The 15,865-nt window shown below is 61.5% G+C and carries 14 protein-coding genes; 9 read left to right on the forward strand and 5 right to left on the reverse strand.

The features are described 5' to 3' along the window. Window positions 1-75 precede the first annotated feature (75 nt). The 5 genes from ABF859_RS02110 (at window position 76) to ABF859_RS02130 (ending at window position 3,586) form a co-directional block, all read left to right on the forward strand. Window positions 76-798, forward strand: coding sequence for a tetratricopeptide repeat protein (locus tag ABF859_RS02110; RefSeq protein WP_415525703.1), 723 nt, complete (start codon window positions 76-78; stop codon window positions 796-798). Window positions 799-855: 57 nt separating this feature from the next. Beyond that, complete coding sequence (locus tag ABF859_RS02115) at window positions 856-1,413, forward strand: DUF4405 domain-containing protein (RefSeq protein ID WP_415525705.1); 558 nt, start codon at window positions 856-858, stop codon at window positions 1,411-1,413. Between the two features lie 155 nt (window positions 1,414-1,568). Beyond that, a complete protein-coding gene (gene exbB / locus ABF859_RS02120; RefSeq protein ID WP_415525707.1) occupies window positions 1,569-2,294 on the forward strand; it encodes a tonB-system energizer ExbB in 726 nt (241 codons plus the stop codon). A gap of 6 nt (window positions 2,295-2,300) precedes the next feature. Further along, complete coding sequence (gene exbD, locus ABF859_RS02125) at window positions 2,301-2,750, forward strand: TonB system transport protein ExbD (RefSeq protein ID WP_415525709.1); 450 nt, start codon at window positions 2,301-2,303, stop codon at window positions 2,748-2,750. Continuing rightward, window positions 2,750-3,586, forward strand: a complete 837-nt coding sequence (locus ABF859_RS02130; protein ID WP_415525711.1) for an energy transducer TonB — start codon at window positions 2,750-2,752, stop codon at window positions 3,584-3,586. The genes exbD and ABF859_RS02130 overlap by 1 nt, the downstream gene beginning before the upstream one ends. A 30-nt stretch (window positions 3,587-3,616) precedes the next feature. Here the strand turns inward: ABF859_RS02130 and ABF859_RS02135 are convergent, their stop codons facing one another. Further along, entirely contained in the window at window positions 3,617-4,546 is a 930-nt protein-coding gene (locus tag ABF859_RS02135) for a Dyp-type peroxidase (RefSeq protein ID WP_415525713.1), read from the reverse strand. A 151-nt stretch (window positions 4,547-4,697) separates the two neighbouring features. On the opposite strand from ABF859_RS02135, the gene ABF859_RS02140 reads away from it, so the two are divergent. Beyond that, window positions 4,698-5,048, forward strand: a complete 351-nt coding sequence (locus ABF859_RS02140; protein ID WP_415525715.1) for a zinc ribbon domain-containing protein YjdM — start codon at window positions 4,698-4,700, stop codon at window positions 5,046-5,048. On the opposite strand, the gene ABF859_RS02145 is transcribed toward ABF859_RS02140, so the two are convergent. Then, window positions 5,035-6,723 (reverse strand): SulP family inorganic anion transporter, encoded by a 1,689-nt coding sequence (locus ABF859_RS02145; protein WP_415525717.1) that lies wholly within the window; start codon window positions 6,721-6,723, stop codon window positions 5,035-5,037. The two genes, ABF859_RS02140 and ABF859_RS02145, sit on opposite strands and share 14 nt — an antisense overlap. A gap of 135 nt (window positions 6,724-6,858) precedes the next feature. Between ABF859_RS02145 and ABF859_RS02150 the strand changes: the two genes are divergently transcribed. Next, window positions 6,859-7,590 (forward strand): SDR family NAD(P)-dependent oxidoreductase, encoded by a 732-nt coding sequence (locus tag ABF859_RS02150; protein WP_415525719.1) that lies wholly within the window; start codon window positions 6,859-6,861, stop codon window positions 7,588-7,590. Window positions 7,591-7,632: 42 nt separating this feature from the next. Here the strand turns inward: ABF859_RS02150 and ABF859_RS02155 are convergent, their stop codons facing one another. The 3 genes from ABF859_RS02155 to ABF859_RS02165 form a co-directional block, all read right to left on the reverse strand. Then, the gene (locus ABF859_RS02155) at window positions 7,633-10,122 is read right to left on the reverse strand and encodes a TonB-dependent receptor (protein ID WP_415525721.1); all 2,490 of its coding nucleotides are present in this window, start codon (window positions 10,120-10,122) and stop codon (window positions 7,633-7,635) included. Between the two features lie 178 nt (window positions 10,123-10,300). Then, window positions 10,301-11,563 carry an MFS transporter gene (locus tag ABF859_RS02160; RefSeq protein WP_415525723.1) on the reverse strand — a complete coding sequence of 421 codons (1,263 nt, stop codon included), beginning with the start codon at window positions 11,561-11,563 and terminating at the stop codon, window positions 10,301-10,303. Next, on the reverse strand, window positions 11,560-12,468 hold the full coding sequence (locus tag ABF859_RS02165) for a LysR family transcriptional regulator (RefSeq protein ID WP_415525725.1): 909 nt from the start codon (window positions 12,466-12,468) through the stop codon (window positions 11,560-11,562). The genes ABF859_RS02160 and ABF859_RS02165 overlap by 4 nt, the downstream gene beginning before the upstream one ends. 224 nt (window positions 12,469-12,692) lie before the next feature. On the opposite strand from ABF859_RS02165, the gene ggt reads away from it, so the two are divergent. Together ggt and ABF859_RS02175 are read left to right on the forward strand one after the other, a co-directional pair. Continuing rightward, window positions 12,693-14,396, forward strand: a complete 1,704-nt coding sequence (gene ggt, locus ABF859_RS02170; RefSeq protein WP_415525727.1) for a gamma-glutamyltransferase — start codon at window positions 12,693-12,695, stop codon at window positions 14,394-14,396. A 48-nt stretch (window positions 14,397-14,444) separates the two neighbouring features. Then, on the forward strand, window positions 14,445-15,755 hold the full coding sequence (locus tag ABF859_RS02175) for a lipase family protein (RefSeq protein WP_415525729.1): 1,311 nt from the start codon (window positions 14,445-14,447) through the stop codon (window positions 15,753-15,755). The last annotated feature ends 110 nt before the right edge of the window (window positions 15,756-15,865 follow it).

Below are 15,865 nucleotides of genomic sequence, written 5' to 3' on the forward strand. Positions count from 1 at the left end.
TTCAGCTTTCATGAAAGACCGGGCCTCAAGAGGAACGAGATGTCATCAGTGTCAGGAGACTGTCAGGATAACAGGGTGTCCCACTCTGTGCCTTCACCTGTTCCAGAACAGGTGAAGGCACAGCTCATTCTGGCGCAGAGCCATCTTGATGCGGGGCGTCAGAAAGACGCCTTTTCCTGTTTCGGAATTGCCGCACGCAGTGGACATCCCGTGGCGCTGAACATGCTCGGCCGTGCCTATGAACGGGGCTGGGGGGTGAAGCGTGATCCGGCCATGGCGGCACGCTGCTTTGAAACTGCGATCGAAGGCGGAGACGGGTGGGCCATGTTCAATCTGGCCGATCTTTTCCTGATAGGGGAGGGGGTGCCGAAGAATGAACAGCGGGCTTACCAGCTTTATGTGGATGCCGCCCGGACCGGAAACGTCAAGGCCCTGAACATGCTGGGTATCATGCATGAAGAAGGTCCCCCACCGTCAGGGAAACCGGATGTCGAGGGCGCCCGTCAGTTCTATCAGGCGGCGGCCGAGGGCGGTGACTGCTGGGCCTGGCTCAATCTGGGACGTCTTGCCCTGGAGCGTCTTTCCTCGGGGGGCGATGAATGGCGTGTGGCGGCGGAAGCGTTCGAAAAGGCTCTGGACGTGGCGGTCGGGGGTGTGTCCGATGCCGTGCTCCATCTGATCCGGCCCCATGCGCGCAAGCCAGCCTTTCAGGCTGTTCTGAGCCGGTGCCTGATGCTGCCGGGCGTGCTAGCGTTCGTGGGGACAGGGCTCGAAATCGGTTGTTGTTTGCCCGGATGATTTACTCCTGTTTCATTTCAACCTGCGTCCGGTCCTGAGCCGGTACAAGAAAGAAATATGTTCAAAACGTTTATGAACCGTTATGGAACCCCGCTGACGACCGGGTTCTTCATCGTCTCTGCCGTAACGGGCGTAGCGATGTTCTTCCACTGGGCGCCGATAGCGTTCCATCCCATCCACGAATGGCTGAGCATGGTGCTTCTGGCGCCTTTCATCCTTCATCTGGTGAAGAACTGGACGTCGCTGGTCAATTATGCCCGACGCAGGACACTGTTTGTGCCGCTGATCATCGCCTTTGCGGCCTGCGTTCCCTTCTTTTTCCAGGGGCCCGGCGGTCATTCGGGCAACAGGCGCACGGCGTCCATCGCGCTGCCCGTTCTGGAACATGCGCCGCTGTCGGAGATCGCTCCCCTGATCCATATGGATGGGGAGGGTCTTGTCCACCGTCTTCAGTCGAAGGGTTATACAGTCGGTTCAGTTGAACAGACCCTTGGGGACATTGCAAAGGCATCGGGACGTCCCGTCAATGATGCAGTGGTCGCGGCCTTACAACAGCCGCAGGGTAATTCCGGGGAGGGATCAGGCTCCGGAGGGGGCGCCCGGAGACCGAACTGAGGCAGGGTCCCGGTCGGACCGGGGTCTTTTTCATGTTCGTGCCGGGGAAGACGCGGACACGATAAAACATGGAAGAGGGGCGAATCATTCTTGATAGTGAGAATGACTCTCATTACCGTAAGTCCCGTCTTCCCGCAGTCCGTACAGGTGCCGTGATGTCCCTAACCTTTTCCCCCTGGCAGATGTTTCTGGACGCTGGACCGGTCGTGCGGGGCGTCATGACGGTTCTGGCGATCGCATCGCTGGTGACCTGGACGATCTTCATTGCCAAATCCATCGAACTGCAGCGCCTTCGGTCCCGGCTGAAAAAGTCGGAAATCACGCTCGAAGATGCCGAGACGCTGGATATCGGCGAGGAATGGACGCGCACCGGTTCGGGCTCCGGCATCGCGCATGCAATGGTCATGGCCGCCGAAGTGGAGCGTCAGCGCTCGCAGGATATTCCGGGTGACCGCGAAGGCATCAAGGAGCGCATCGTGCTGCATCTTGAAAGGCTGGAAGCGGCGGAGGGCCGCCGCCTGATGCGGGGGACGGGCGTTCTTGCGACCATTGGCGCGACCTCTCCGTTCGTCGGCCTGTTCGGCACGGTCTGGGGCATCATGTCGTCCTTCACGGGCATTGCGGCCGCCCATGCCACCAGCCTCGCGGTCGTGGCGCCGGGCATTGCCGAAGCGCTTCTGGCCACGGCACTCGGTCTCGTCGCCGCCATTCCGGCCGTGGTCATCTACAATCATCTCGCCCGTCAGACGGCAGCCTGTCGCGCCTGTGTCGCGGACCTGACGTCACTGGTGATGCGGCTGGTGTCGCGGGATCTGGCGCGTGGGATCAATGGCGGCAAGGTGCTTCGCTTCGGTCGCGATACGCTGGCTGCGGCAGAGTAAACTTCCATGGCGATCCGGATCCGTCACGCGGACGAAACCGTGCTTGAAGCGCACGAAATCAACGTCACGCCGTTCATCGATGTCATGCTGGTGCTGCTCGTGATTTTCATGGTCACGGCCCCGCTTACGACCGTCAACGTGCCCGTCGATCTTCCGTCCTCCACTCAGCAGACGGCACCCCGGCCGGACGAGCCCGTGTTCCTGACCGTCAAGGCGGATCACAATCTGGCCCTTGGTGAAAACGACGTGCCCGCTGCCCAACTGACGGAAGCGCTCGCCGCCGCAACCAAGGGCAACCGTGACGAACGCATTTTCCTGCGCGCCGACAGGACCGTGGATTACGGCACGCTCATGGACGTCATGGATCATCTGAGAAGCGCGGGCTATCTCAAGGTGGCTCTCGTGACGTTGCAGGGCCAGACGACACAAGGCCAGACGACGGGAACGACGCCCTGATGTCAGACGGGCTGGTCTCTGCAAACGTGCCGCTGCCAAGGTTTCGGGAGTGGTATGCCGCGACCTGCCGTGTGGAAGACCGCCGGAGCGCACGGCTCTGGGGCGGGTCAGCCCTTGGTGTGGTCGCCCTTACGGGGGCTGTCCTGTTCTGGGCGGTGACGTCCGCGCATCCCCAGCCCCTTCTGGCGGCGGAACCGCCTCCGGCTGCGATCAGCATTGATCTTGCGCCTGTCCCCGCGCCGGTTCCGGCCCCGCAGCAGGATGTCGATCCCGGTCCGCAGCAGGCGGTGGCCTTCACGGAGCCGCAGCCGGAAGATCCCCCTAAGGTCGAAGCCCCGCCAAGCCCCGCGCCCAACCCCCCGGTCCCGGTACCCAAAACGGAAAAGATCAAGCCGTACAAGCCGAGTGTGCACAAGCCGCTCCCGCCCGTTCCGGTGAAGGCGCCGCCTGCGGAAAAGACCACGGCCCCACGCAATGTGGAGGCGCCCCCTACGACCAGCCCGAGTGCTGCTTCGGCCACCACGTCGAGTCATGCATCGCATGATCCCGTGACCTGGCAGGGTGAGCTTCTGGCGCGTCTGGAGCGGTTCAAGCGCTATCCGGAAGCCGCACAGTCCACGCATCAGGAAGGCACGTCCCTGCTGCATTTCGTCATGGACCGCAAAGGGCATGTCCTGAGTGCCAGTCTCAAACGCAGCGCAGGGTATGACCTGCTGGATGCGGAGACGCTGGCCCTGATCCGCCGGGCCGAACCGCTGCCTATCCCGCCCGACAGCATCAAGGGCGATCCGCTCTCCCTGACGGTTCCCATCGAGTTCTATCTGGAACACGACTGATCTTCCGGATCTTCAGAGCTGCCTGCGGGCTCAGGCGTCGATATCGTCCAGATAATCGGCTGACGGGACGAAGAACAGCGTGCCCGTGACGGGGCGGCTGTAATCCAGCAGGCGGTCGTAATTCCCTTCCGGCTTGCCGACGAACATGTTGTGCAGCATTTCCTCGGTCACGGACGGGGAGCGGGCATAGCCGATGAAATAGGTGCCGAATTCGCCCTTGCCGGCTTCACCGAACGGCATGTTGTCCCGCAGGATATCAACCTGTTTGCCGTTGCGCGTCACGACGTTCAGCGCGTTATGGGCGTAAGCAGGCTTGGTCGCATCATCGAGCTCGACATTGGAGAGCTTTTTGCGGCCGATGATCTTTTCCTGCATCTCGATCGGCAGGGTGTTCCAGGCGTCGAGGTCGTGGAAGTATTTCTGGGTGATGACGTAGCTGCCGCCTTTGAACCCCGCGTCTTCATCGCCAATGATGGCAGCTTCGCAGGCTGCGGCGTTCTCGGGGTTTTCCGTGCCGTCCACGAAGCCGATCAGGTCCCGGTCATCGAAATACTTGAAGCCGTGGACTTCATCGACAACCGTGCACACGCTGCGCAGGCGGTCCATGACCAGCTTGGCCATCTCGAAGCACATGTCCATGCGCGTGGCGCGAATGTGAAAGAGCATGTCGCCGGGCGTGGAGACGGCGTGATGGACGCCTTTGATTTCCTGAAACGGATGCAGTTCCTTCGGGCGCGGGCCGGGAAAGAGACGGTCCCAGGCGGCAGAGCCAAAGCCGAGAACGCAGGAAAGCTGTCCGTTCAGGTCCCGGAAACCCACCGTGCGGCGTAGGCCTGAAAGGTCTGCGCACAGGCTGAGGATGGTCTTTTCCGCATCCGTGCCGGGATTGATGTTCAGGACCAGAAAAATGGCGGCCCGGGTCAAGGGTGCGGCAACGGGCTGGGGCGTAGCGTCGGACATCGGAACAGTCTTTCCATCAGCGTGGCAATCTATGTCTGCCTGTTGATAGCGCGGTCCATGTCGAACGAACAGGTTATGAAAATGGTCGCTCCCCGTTTTGAAATACGGACTGCGTGCAGTAGTGTCCGGCCACAAACGGAAAAAGGTCATCATGGACAGTAATCTGAAATGCCCGGTCTGCGGGTGCGAACATGTTTATCCGGATGGTGCGCTGTGGATGTGCCCGGAATGTGCGCATGAGTGGAACCCGGCCGAGACGGCAGCGGAAAGCAGCGAGGCTTCCGGCGAGATCCGTGATGCCAACGGCAATGTTCTGGCGGATGGCGACACCGTGACGGTCATCAAGGATCTGAAGATCAAGGGCTCGTCCATGGTCGTCAAGGGCGGCACCAAGGTGAAGAACATCCGCCTTTCGGACGGTGGCGACGGGCATGACATCGCCTGCAAGATCGCCGGGATTGGTGCGATGAACCTCAAGTCCGAGTTCGTCAGGAAGGCCTGACGCTCGGCGGGGGCACAACCGTGTCCCCGAGGATCTGGTGGGCGGCTTTCAGCGCCGTGTGTAGCTCGGTGTAGATATTGCCTGCCCCCAGCGCCTGCGTGATGTGATGCCGGTCCATGTCGGCTTGCAGGTAGACGCTCACCCGTCCGAAAATCAGCGCGATGCCGCGCTGATGCAGTTGCGCAATCAGGTCCCGCAGATCGGCGGCGGCGGAATAATCGATATCCGTGACCGGGCTTGCATCGAGCACGACGCAGCGGACCGGATGCGGCGCATGGTCCACGAGACTCAGCAGATCCTGCCGGAAACGCGTTGAATTTGCGTAGAACAGATCCGCGCAGAACCGGAACACCACCAGCCCCGGCGCGCTTTCCAGCCCGTCCTTCGCGGGCAGAGCTTCCAGAACTCCGGCGGTCGGGGACTGTTGCAGGACCATCGTATGCGGCTCGTAGCTGTGCCGCACATGGCGAAACAGCGACAGTGCAATGGCGAGGAAAATACCTTCCTCAACGCCCACGCCCACCACGACGGCGGCTGTCGAGACGGCCAGCCAGAACTCGCCCGGACTTTCCTGCCGGATCGCGCGCAGGCTCTTCAGATCAATCATGCCGACCGCGACGGTAAAGACGATCCCCGCCAGAACGCAGCGGGGCAGGGCTTCCAGCGGGCGCGTGAGGAACAGCAGCACCACGAGCGTCACGCAGGCGAACGTCACCTGCGCCACCTGCGTCCGCGCGCCTGAACGGACAGCCATGGCTGTCTGGGTCGGGCTGCCATTGACGGTGAAAGTCCCGCTCAGACCTGCGGCCACATTGGCCGCCGACAGGCCCAGAAGATCGCGGTTTTCATCCACGGTTTCATGAAAACGCTCCCCGAAGACCCGGGACGTGGCCGCGCTCTGCGCGATGATGACGAACACGCAGGAACCCGCGACGGGCAGGAGGGCCAGAAGCTCGTTCCATGAAACGTCTGGCAGGCCGAAATGCGGTAATCCGCCCGCGACGTGTCCGAGTGTCGGGACACCGTGATGGGACAGGTTCAGCCCCATGCTCAGCGCGATACTGCCGATCACGACGCAGAGCCCGGCTGGAAGATGCGGCGCAAGGCGCTGCCCTGTCATGAGGGTCCCGACCGTCACCGCCGACAGCCCCGCCACCATAAGGCTCGCATGCGGGATCTGCCGGAAGGTTTCGTAAGCCTGCAGCAGCGGATTATGTGCACTGACGGACACGCCCAGCATGTCGTGCAGCATTGCGATGCAGACCTGCACGCCCACCCCGGCCAGAAATCCCGTCAACACGGTGCGGGAGAGGAAATCCGCCAGAAAGCCCAGCCGGAAAACCCGTGCCACCAGCAGAAGTGCTGCGCAGAGCAGCGCCGTCATGCTGAGGAGCGCGATGTAATGCGCGCTTGCAGGCGGCGCTATCTTGCTGATCGCGCTTGAGAAAATGGCCGCCGTCGCGGAATCGGCGGCCACGACCAGATGCCGCGATGATCCGAAAGCCGCGAATGCCACGAGCGGCAGCAGGACCGTATAAAGCCCCGTGACGGCAGGCATGGCCGCAATGCGCGTATAGCCCAGAACCTGTGGAATATTCACCGAGGCAAGGGAAAGACCTGCGACAATATCCGTCCACCCGCGATGGGTCCCGGTGGGGTTCTGCTGTTCCGACATGACATATGTTCTAGGCCTTTGACGGGGGGATGTCTTCACAATGTCAGGGGGGTGGTTGGGTCCGGCACGAAAATGCCTCATGATCCGGCCGCTAAAGACGGATCTTTCGTCAGTGCAGTCAGAAGGAACAGGATCATGACCCAGAGAGTAGCGCTCATTACCGGTGGATCACGCGGCATCGGCGCAGCGATCGCGCTGAAGCTGGCGCAGGATGGCTTTGATATCGCCATCACCTATGCCCGCAACGAAAAGGCCGCGCAGAAAGTCGTATCGGACGTCGAGGCGCTGGGCCGTAAGGCTGTCGCCGTTCAGGCCGATGGCGGCAGCACGGACGGCAATATCGCGGCGATCACGAAGACGCATGAGGCGTTCGGACGTCTGGACGCACTCGTGTGCAACGCGGGCATTTATCCTTACGGCCCTATCGCCCAGATGACCGTCACGCAGATCGAGGATGTCCTGAACCTTAACCTGCGCGCTGCGATGGTCGAGACGGTCGAAGCCCTGAAATACATGAAGACGGGTGGCCGCCTGATCTATATCGGCTCGGCCTTTGGTGAGCGTGCGCCGTTCCCGGGCATTTCGCTCTATTCGGCGACAAAGGCCGGTCTGATCGGCTTTACGAAGGGTGTAGCGCGGGATCTCGGTCCGCAGGGTATCACGGCGAATGTCGTCGAGCCCGGTCCGATCGCAACGGACCTCAATCCCGAGGACGGAGCGGCGGCTGCCGTCATCCGCAAGTTCACGGCCACGGAATCCTACGGTAAGGTCAATGACATTGCCCGTACCGTATCGTTCCTCGCCAGCCCGGATGCGTCCTACATCACGGGTGCGTCCATTCTGGTGGATGGCGGTCTCGTCGCCTGAAACCAAAAACGGCTCCCCCGGTGTGAGGGAGCCGTCGTTTCTTCAGAAGCTCGTAGAGAGCGAGCCCATCATCGAGAAGGGCGGCTGGATGTAATAGGACGGTGCGGAATCCGCGGCGATCTTGTTGCCATACACGCCTGTCGTGGCCTTGGCGTTTTCCGCGAAGTAATACACGCCACCCAGCTTGTACTGACCGGTCAGGTTGGTGAAGTTCAGTTTGAAGACCGGCGCCTGTGCGATGAAGAACTTCGGCAGGTGATAGCCCAGAGACAGCGAGTCCGAGAAATAGGACGGCATCGTCTGGTCGTTCATGAAGGTCGAATACTGCTTGTCCGTGTAACGGATGCTGGCATTGAGGAAGAACGGGCCTTCCGTATAGGTCAGACCGATGCTGCCCATGAACTTTGGCGTCATGATGGGCGTGCGGCCTTTGGTCTTCAGATAGTCGATCGAGCCATTATCCGCTGCGATGGGCAGGTTGTTGTCCATCGTGGCATGCAGGTATTCGAACGACAGATACGGCCGGAAGCGGTGGAACAGTGGCTTGGTGGACAGCATCAGATCCACACCGCGGATCGTCTCGCCACCCGTGTTGAGCGTCTCGCTGACCGGGACGTCGTTGCTGTAGGTGTTGAGGGACAGCAGGCGGTTACTGACGTTGAAGTTGTAGACACTGATATCCGCCAGGAACACGTTGCCCGTATAGCGGTAGCCCAGTTCTTCCTTGATGGAATACTGCGGTTTCGCATTGGCACCCGAAGTCGTCATGGCCCCCGTGGAGGTGCTGTAGCGGGTGATGAGGTTGACGGGTGACGGCGCGCGGAAATCCCCTTCGGCATTGATGTAGATCTGGTGATGCGGCGCAAAATCATAGGACCAGGACATGCGCGGCATCGGGGACACGAAGGTGTGGTTCGAGCGGCTTGCCGTGCTGGCCAGGAAGTCCTGTCCGCGCAGGGTTTCGGAGACGACCTTGATTCCGCCCGTCAGGGACATCTTGTGGTTCAGGAAGTACTGCGTGTCTTCCATGAAGCCGGAATTGAGGCTGTAGGAGCCGACGAAGTTGGTCGAACGATAGATCCCGCCGCTGGTGGTGCGATAATAGGCGGACGTATCCGTGTCCGAAGGCTGGGCGCCCGTGACCTGGTTCATGCGCGACAGGGGCGTTCTGAGGGCATAGGAGTTCTCCTCGTGCCAGTAGCCGATCTGTCCGTCATTGTTGTCGCCATGCCATTTGAGACTGGCGACGACGCCGCCCTGCTGGTTCACTGACATGGAATTCGTGGAAACGTCCACACGCGTGCCGGAGGTGATCCGGCCGTCGCCGTTCAGATCGACCTGCTGCACGGCTGTTCCGGCATAGGTGTGTCCTTCCTGCAGGCGGGACGCACTGTTGATCGTGATGGCGGCCCGCTGATAGTACGGCACCACACTGACACTGAAAATATGGTTCAGCGCGAAGTTCATCGGCAGGGACGCATAGATCTGGTCCTTGTCCGAGCCATGCACGCCATAATAGCTGCTGGGTGATAGCGGATTGAAGGTATCCGTATAGCTGATCGGCGTCTTGACGGTCTGGCCGTTCTTGTCCGCATAGAAGTTCGCCATCGTGGGATAGCGGTTCTGGTAATAGTCGGCATGGTTGTAGCCCACGAACAGGTCGATGGAGCTGCGCTCGCCGATCTTCTTGTCCATCCGGAAATCCATGTGCTTGCGCTCGCTGGTTCCCGAACCGCGCCAGGCATCCGAATGCATGTTCGAGAACGAGGCATAGCTGGTGATGCCGGAGTGACCGATCTCGCCGCTGTCCAGCCGGATGAATTCGCGTGACGTGTTGAAGGACCCGTAGGTTCCGGAGATGAAACCGCCGAATTTCTGCGACGGCGCGCGCGTCGTGATGCTCAGCGCACCAGCCGCGGCGGAAGTCAGCGGATCTTCAACCGAGATCGAGCCCGGCGTCATGGATTCCGAAGCGATGTTGTTGCTGTCGATGTAGTTCTGCACGAAGTTCGACGCCGCCGTCGAAGAACCGTTGGCGATCGGCATGCCGTTGATCAGGAAGCCGATGTCATTGTCATACAGGCCGCGGCTGCTGATGGAACCGCCTTCGTTGCCGGAAGGATCCGGCGTGGAGATGTTGACGCTGGGCAGGTTCTTGATGAGGTCGAGCGGCGAACTGGTCGGGCTCTGCATCTCGATATAGGCCTGCGTGACGGACTGGACCGAGCGTGCCGCCTTTTCCGCCCGCATCATGCCGCCGCCGGGCGCCTGACCGCGCTGTCCGAGGACACTGATGGATTCCTGTCCTCCACTGGGAGCGGCCACCGGGCGGGAAGCATGCGAGGGCTGCTTGTGGACATGCGGGCTCTTCGCCGCGTCTTCGGCGCAGGCCACGCCGCCGGCAAGGGCGCTCGCGCTGCTGAGGATCGTGGCGGCTGCCAGAAATTTTTTCCCTCGTCCCACAAGAAAGGAGAACGCGGGCAGTCGACAGGGACGCACGTGACCTGACAGGGGGGGGATTCGGGTAGACATTTCTGGCGGGATCCTGAAAAAACTAACGCTACGATACCGTTATGAATCTGGAGCTGAAGATAAAGGAGATGATCATAAGAACATTCCGAAGAAATAATTGATAGTTTCATAGTCTGTCATAAATCAGGGGTGTCCATTGCGTTCAGGCAATAGGGGGGGGGTGCGGAACGTTCGGCCTTCAAACCAGGCGTCGGGACAGGAAAATCGCCGTGGCCGAGATCAGAGCGGTCAGGCCCAGATAGAACGCCGGAGCCTGTTCCGTCCCGCTCCAGGACATGAGGGCGGCATTTGTCAGGGGCGCGAGGCCGCCGAACAGGACGACCCCGAAGGAATAGCCGATCGTCAGGCCCCGGCCCCGCAGGCGGTCCGGAAACAGCATGCCGATGAAACCGTCGAGGGAGGCGAAGTAGAACAGCCCGGTCAGGTTGAACAGCAGTGGCATCACCAGGATGCTCTGGGGCCAAGCCGCCACCAGCCGGAACATCGGCCAGGGCAGACAGAACAGCAATGCGCAGGACAGGAGCATCGGCCTGATACTGTGGGTCCTGTCGAAATGGTCGGCGAGTTTCCAGCGCAGGGGCGTGAACAGAAGCTGGCCGCCATAGGTCAGGAGCGCGGACGCATAGGCGAGGGGGGCCGCGACATGGAAATGCAGCCGGGCATAATGCGGCATGTAGATGCCCAGATAGGTGATGCCACTTCCCAGGGCGACCGCCCCCATGACGGCTAGGATGCGCAGCAGGTTTTCGCGGCGCAGGAAGGGGGACGGGAAGGATCTCTGTGCCGGTGGAGAGGAGGGTTGGTCCCGGATGAGCCAGAATCTCAGCACCAGCGCCAGCAGTCCCGCCAGAGCGCCGAAGCCCGCGGCGATCCGGAAGCCATAGCTGTCGAAAGCCCGGGCAGGAAGCAGGATCGTCAGGGTGAGTGTGACGATCGCGGCAAACAGGGAGGCAAGGATCTGCCCGATGGCCTGCCAGCTTGCGGCCCGGGCTTCATGGCCGGGAGCCTGCTCGATCAGGAACGAGGTGGCGCTTCCGAACTCTCCACCAAGGGAAAACCCGTGCAGCAGACGCGCGGTAACGATCAGCAGAGGGGCTGTAATTCCGATGCTCTCATAGCCGGGAGTGAAGGTAATCAGCAGGCTGCCCAGCGCCATGAGCAGGATGCACAGGATCATCGTGAATGTCCGGCCCCTGCGATCCGTGCAGATCCCGAGAATGATGGCGCCGATCGGGCGTGCGAGCAGGGTGAAGCCGAATGTCGCCAGCGTCAGGGCGATCTGGGAGAGCGCCAGCCCGGCTGGGAAGAAGGTCCGTCCGATGGAGGCGGAGAACGAGGCATATATAACGAAATCGTAATATTCTATGATGTTCCCGAGAATGGAGGCGATGACAGGCAGTGTCATTCCGGAACGCGGAAAGGATCTGCCTTTCGTGTTCATATCCGTCCGGATCCGGCCTGACGGTCTCCGAGATGGCGCATCATGAACTGGATGAAGGAGTGCAGTGTCGGCGCGCTGTAACGCTCCTTGTGGTAGAGCAGATAGATCGGCCGTGAGGGCAGGGTATGATCGGGAAGAAGAGCCTGAAGGGTGCCGGCCTTCAGGTCCTCCTGAACCAGATCGGTCGGCAGCATCGCCACGCCCAGTCCTCCCAGGGCGGCGCGTCGCATGGCCTGTGTGCTGTTGAACAGGCCACGCCGCCGCATTTCCACCGTCACTCGGCCTTTGGGGCTTTCGAAATGCCATTCATTCCGCGCCCAGTGCCAGGGCGAGGAGGGCGTATAGGCAAAGGCCAGCGCATCATGGGTCGCGAGCTGCTGGGGAACCAGAAGCTCGTCGCGTCGGCTGAGATAGTCCGGTGAGGCGCAGAGCGTCATGCGGTAATCCGTCAGCCGACGGCACATGAGCGATGAAGGCTCGGGCACGCCAAGACGGATCGCGATGTCGAACTTCTCGTGCGTCAGATCCACGCTGCGTTCCGTCAGCACAAGATCGACATCCACGGAAGGATGCTCTGCCAGATAACGGGCGAGACAGGGCGTGACGCTCTGAGTGCCGTATGTGACGGGAGCTGTGACTCTTAGCGTGCCGGACGGCAGGGTCTGTGCGGCCTGTGCCAGATGCTCGGTTTCATCCAGCAGGTTGAGGATGGACTGGCATTTCTCGAAATAGACGGCCCCGAACGCCGTCAGGCTCTGTCGGCGCGTCGTGCGGCGCAGGAGGCTCGTGCCCAGACGCTCCTCCAGCAGGCGCACGTAATTGCCCACCATTGTGGGGGAAATCCCGCAGCGTTCTGCGGCGGCGGTCATGCTGCCTGTCTCGACGACCGCCATGAAGGTGGTCATGGCCTGAAAAACGTTCATTGCAAACCGTTGGTTGATAATGTTTCCATCATAGCAGCATTTATCGGGGCGATTGAAGGCCGTAACGATCCTGTTACGATGTTTTCCGTTCCGACCATGAAAGTATGTGCTGCATCATGCATTCCAGAGCATTTCCTGCATCCCGTCCATTGGCTCGCAACCGTCTTTTCAGTCGGCGCCGGGCCAGTCTGTGCGGAGTGTTCGGCATGATGGGACTGGTGCAGACACTGGCGCTGGGCGGGTGTGCGCAGACGGATCATCCGGCTGTCAGCACGGTTCCGGTTGCTCAGCCCAGCACGGCCACGACATCCATGACTGCCACCGCCAATCCGCTGGCCTCGCAGGCCGCGATGGATGTGATCCGCCGCGGTGGCAGCGCGGTTGATGCGGCCATTGCGGCACAGATGATGCTGGCAGTTGTCGAGCCGCAGGCTTCAGGTCTGGGGGGCGGCTCCACGATCCTGTACTGGGACAAAAGCGCTGGAAAGCTCTCGTTCTATGACGGTCTGGCGGCGGCTCCCGCCGTCGTGCCGCAGGATTACGCGCATGACGCCGACGGACAGGCCATTCCTCACACTCTGCTGGAACGCAGCGGGCGTGTTGTGGCCGTTCCGGGCACGCTGCGGACGCTGGAGCTTCTGCATAAGCGCTACGGCAAACTCCCCTGGGCCGATCTGTTTCAGGCCGCCATCATCACGGCCCGCAATGGCTATGCGATGCCCGGTTATCTGCATCTTGTCCTGACGGAACGCCCGGAACTGGCGCAGAAAGTCAATTTTAAGGCCTATTTCGACGCGGACGGCCATCCGCTGCCCAAAGGCACGATCCTGCACAATCCGGCACTGGCCGAGACGCTGACGCAGGTGGCGGCAAAGGGTGCGGATTACTTCTACGGGCCTGCTTTCGCCCGCAAAATCTCCGCCGCCGTGGCGACAGGGCCTTATCCGGGACACATCACACCGAAGGATCTCGCGTCTTACAAGGTCCGCGAACGCGCGCCGCTCTGTGTCGAGGCCTTTGGTCGCCGCATCTGCTCCGCCGCTCCGCCGGTCGCGGGTGGTCTCTCCGTGCTTCAGCAGCTTGCGATTCTTGATCGTCTCAAAATCGGTCAGTACCGCCCCGGCAGCGTTGAAGCCGCGCATCTTCTGCTCGAAGCCTCGCGTCTGGCAGAGGCCGACCGCCGCAAATACGCTGCCGATCCAGACTACACCCCCGTTGCAACGGACGAACTGCTGAGCCCGGCCTATCTGGACGCGCGTGCGGCTCTCGTCTCGAAAGGTGAGGCGGCAGGGCAGGTTCGTCCGGGTGTGCTGAAGAGCCGTCTGGCCAGTCTGCCAGCGTCCGATGCCATGACAGTGCCCGCCACGACGCATCTCGCCATCCGTGATGCTGCCGGGGATGCGCTGTCCTTTACCACGACCATCAACCTCAATTTCGGGGCGGATATCGTGGTGGACGGCGTCGTCCTCAACAACGCGATCACCAATTTTGCGACGCATCCTGTCGTGGACGGGCAGCCGGTCGCCAATATCGCAGTTCCCGGCAAGCGACCGATCACGACCATGGCGCCAACCATCGTGTTCGGACAGGACGGGCAGCCTGAAGTGATCGTCGGCGCTGGCGGTGGCGCACGGATCATTGATTCCGTGGTGCAGACGCTGGTTGGTCATCTTGCCTGGGGCCAGAACATCCGCACGGCCATCGAACAGCCGCGCATCGGCGCGCAGAACCGCGCGGAAGAGCTGGAACACGGCACGTCAGCCGCAGAGCTGAAATCTGCTCTTGAGAGCATGGGCCATCACCCCCATGCTGCCGTGATGAACGCAGCCGTGCAGGCCATCACCATTGGCCCGGATGGACTGAGCGGCTGGGGTGATCCGCATCGTGACGGCGTCGCCCTCGGCCAGTAAGTCTTTTCTGACAGTTAGCGACATTCTTCCCATTCGCTGGAGAACATCATGAAGTTTCCTGCCCGCCTTTTCCTGTGTGCCAGCGCACTGGGATCGCTCGTTGCCTGTACGACGCCCCAGCCGGCTCCAAAACAGTCGGTTGCCGTGGCCGAGCCGGACCGTCCGCATGGAGACGGTGGCGTCAGCGCCTTCTACCAGCCGCCAGCGCAGCTTCCGTCCGGGCCGGGCAATATGATCCGCACCGAAGAGATTCAGGGCAAGCACCTGCCGGAGAATGCTGGACAGGCCGTTCGCACGCTCTACACCTCCGTCAGTGGTGTCGGTGATCCGTCGCCCGTGGCTGTGTCCGGGCAGGTCATTTTCCCGAAAGGCACGCCGCCGAAAGGGGGCTGGCCGATCGTGGCCTGGGAACATGGCACGACCGGAATTGCCGATATCTGCGCTCCGTCATGGCGCGGCTATTTCTCGCGGGACCGGGCTTATCTGGATCGCTGGCTGGCGGCAGGCTTTGCGGTGGTCGCCAGTGACTATCAGGGGCTGGGAACACCGGGGCCGCATCCGTATCTGATGTATCGCCCCGAAGGGTACAGCGTGCTGAACGGGCTGCGGGCGTCCCTTCAGCAGTATAAGGGCACGCTGCGCAATCAGATCATCCTCGTGGGGCAGTCACAGGGGGGAGGAGCCGCGCTTGGAACGGGCTGGCTCGCCCCGCAATACGCGCCGGACCTGCATGTTCTGGGCACGGTGGCGACGGGTGTCGTGATCGCATTTCATGTCCCGGCGAAAACGGCTCACCCGCAGATTACGCGGGGGAACCCGGAATCCCCCCATATGTCGGCATCTTACGGTATCCTGACGGTTGAAGGCTCCATGACGAGCCTGCATCCGGAGGCGGATGTGCGGCAGTACATGACGGAGAAGGGAAAAGACCTTTCCCATCAGGCCCGTCAGTCCTGCCTGGGCGATCTGTTCAAATACACGGATGCCCATGACATGACGGAAGAGAACGTCTTCACCGGCGACCGCTCACCGCTGGAACAGGGCTTCGATACGGCCTTCACCATCCCGGACGCGCATCTCAAGATGCCGGTCTTCGTGGGTACGGGCCTTGCGGATGACGAAGCCGGAGTGGCCCAGCAGTACAATGCGGTTGCCGCGATGTGCGATACCGGAACATCCGTGACCTGGAAGCAGTATCCGGGTCTGACCCATAACGGGGCGGTTAATGTCTCGGCCGATGACTCGGTGCCTTTCGCGCTCAGCCTGCTCAAGGGTGTGAAGCCGCGCGGGAACTGCCGGACCATCAAGCCGATTTCGGAACTGGAAAAGCCGCTTCCGGGCATTCACTGGAACAACTGAACCTGCCCTGTTTCAGCAGGCATGAAAAAACCCGGGAGAGGCGAGGGCCTTTCCCGGGTTTTTCTTGTTCTCTCCCGCGGCATTCCATGAAGGAACGCCGCGGAGCCTGA

This window comes from Gluconobacter sp., from assembly GCF_047722525.1.
In the GTDB taxonomy this organism is placed as follows: domain Bacteria; phylum Pseudomonadota; class Alphaproteobacteria; order Acetobacterales; family Acetobacteraceae; genus Gluconobacter.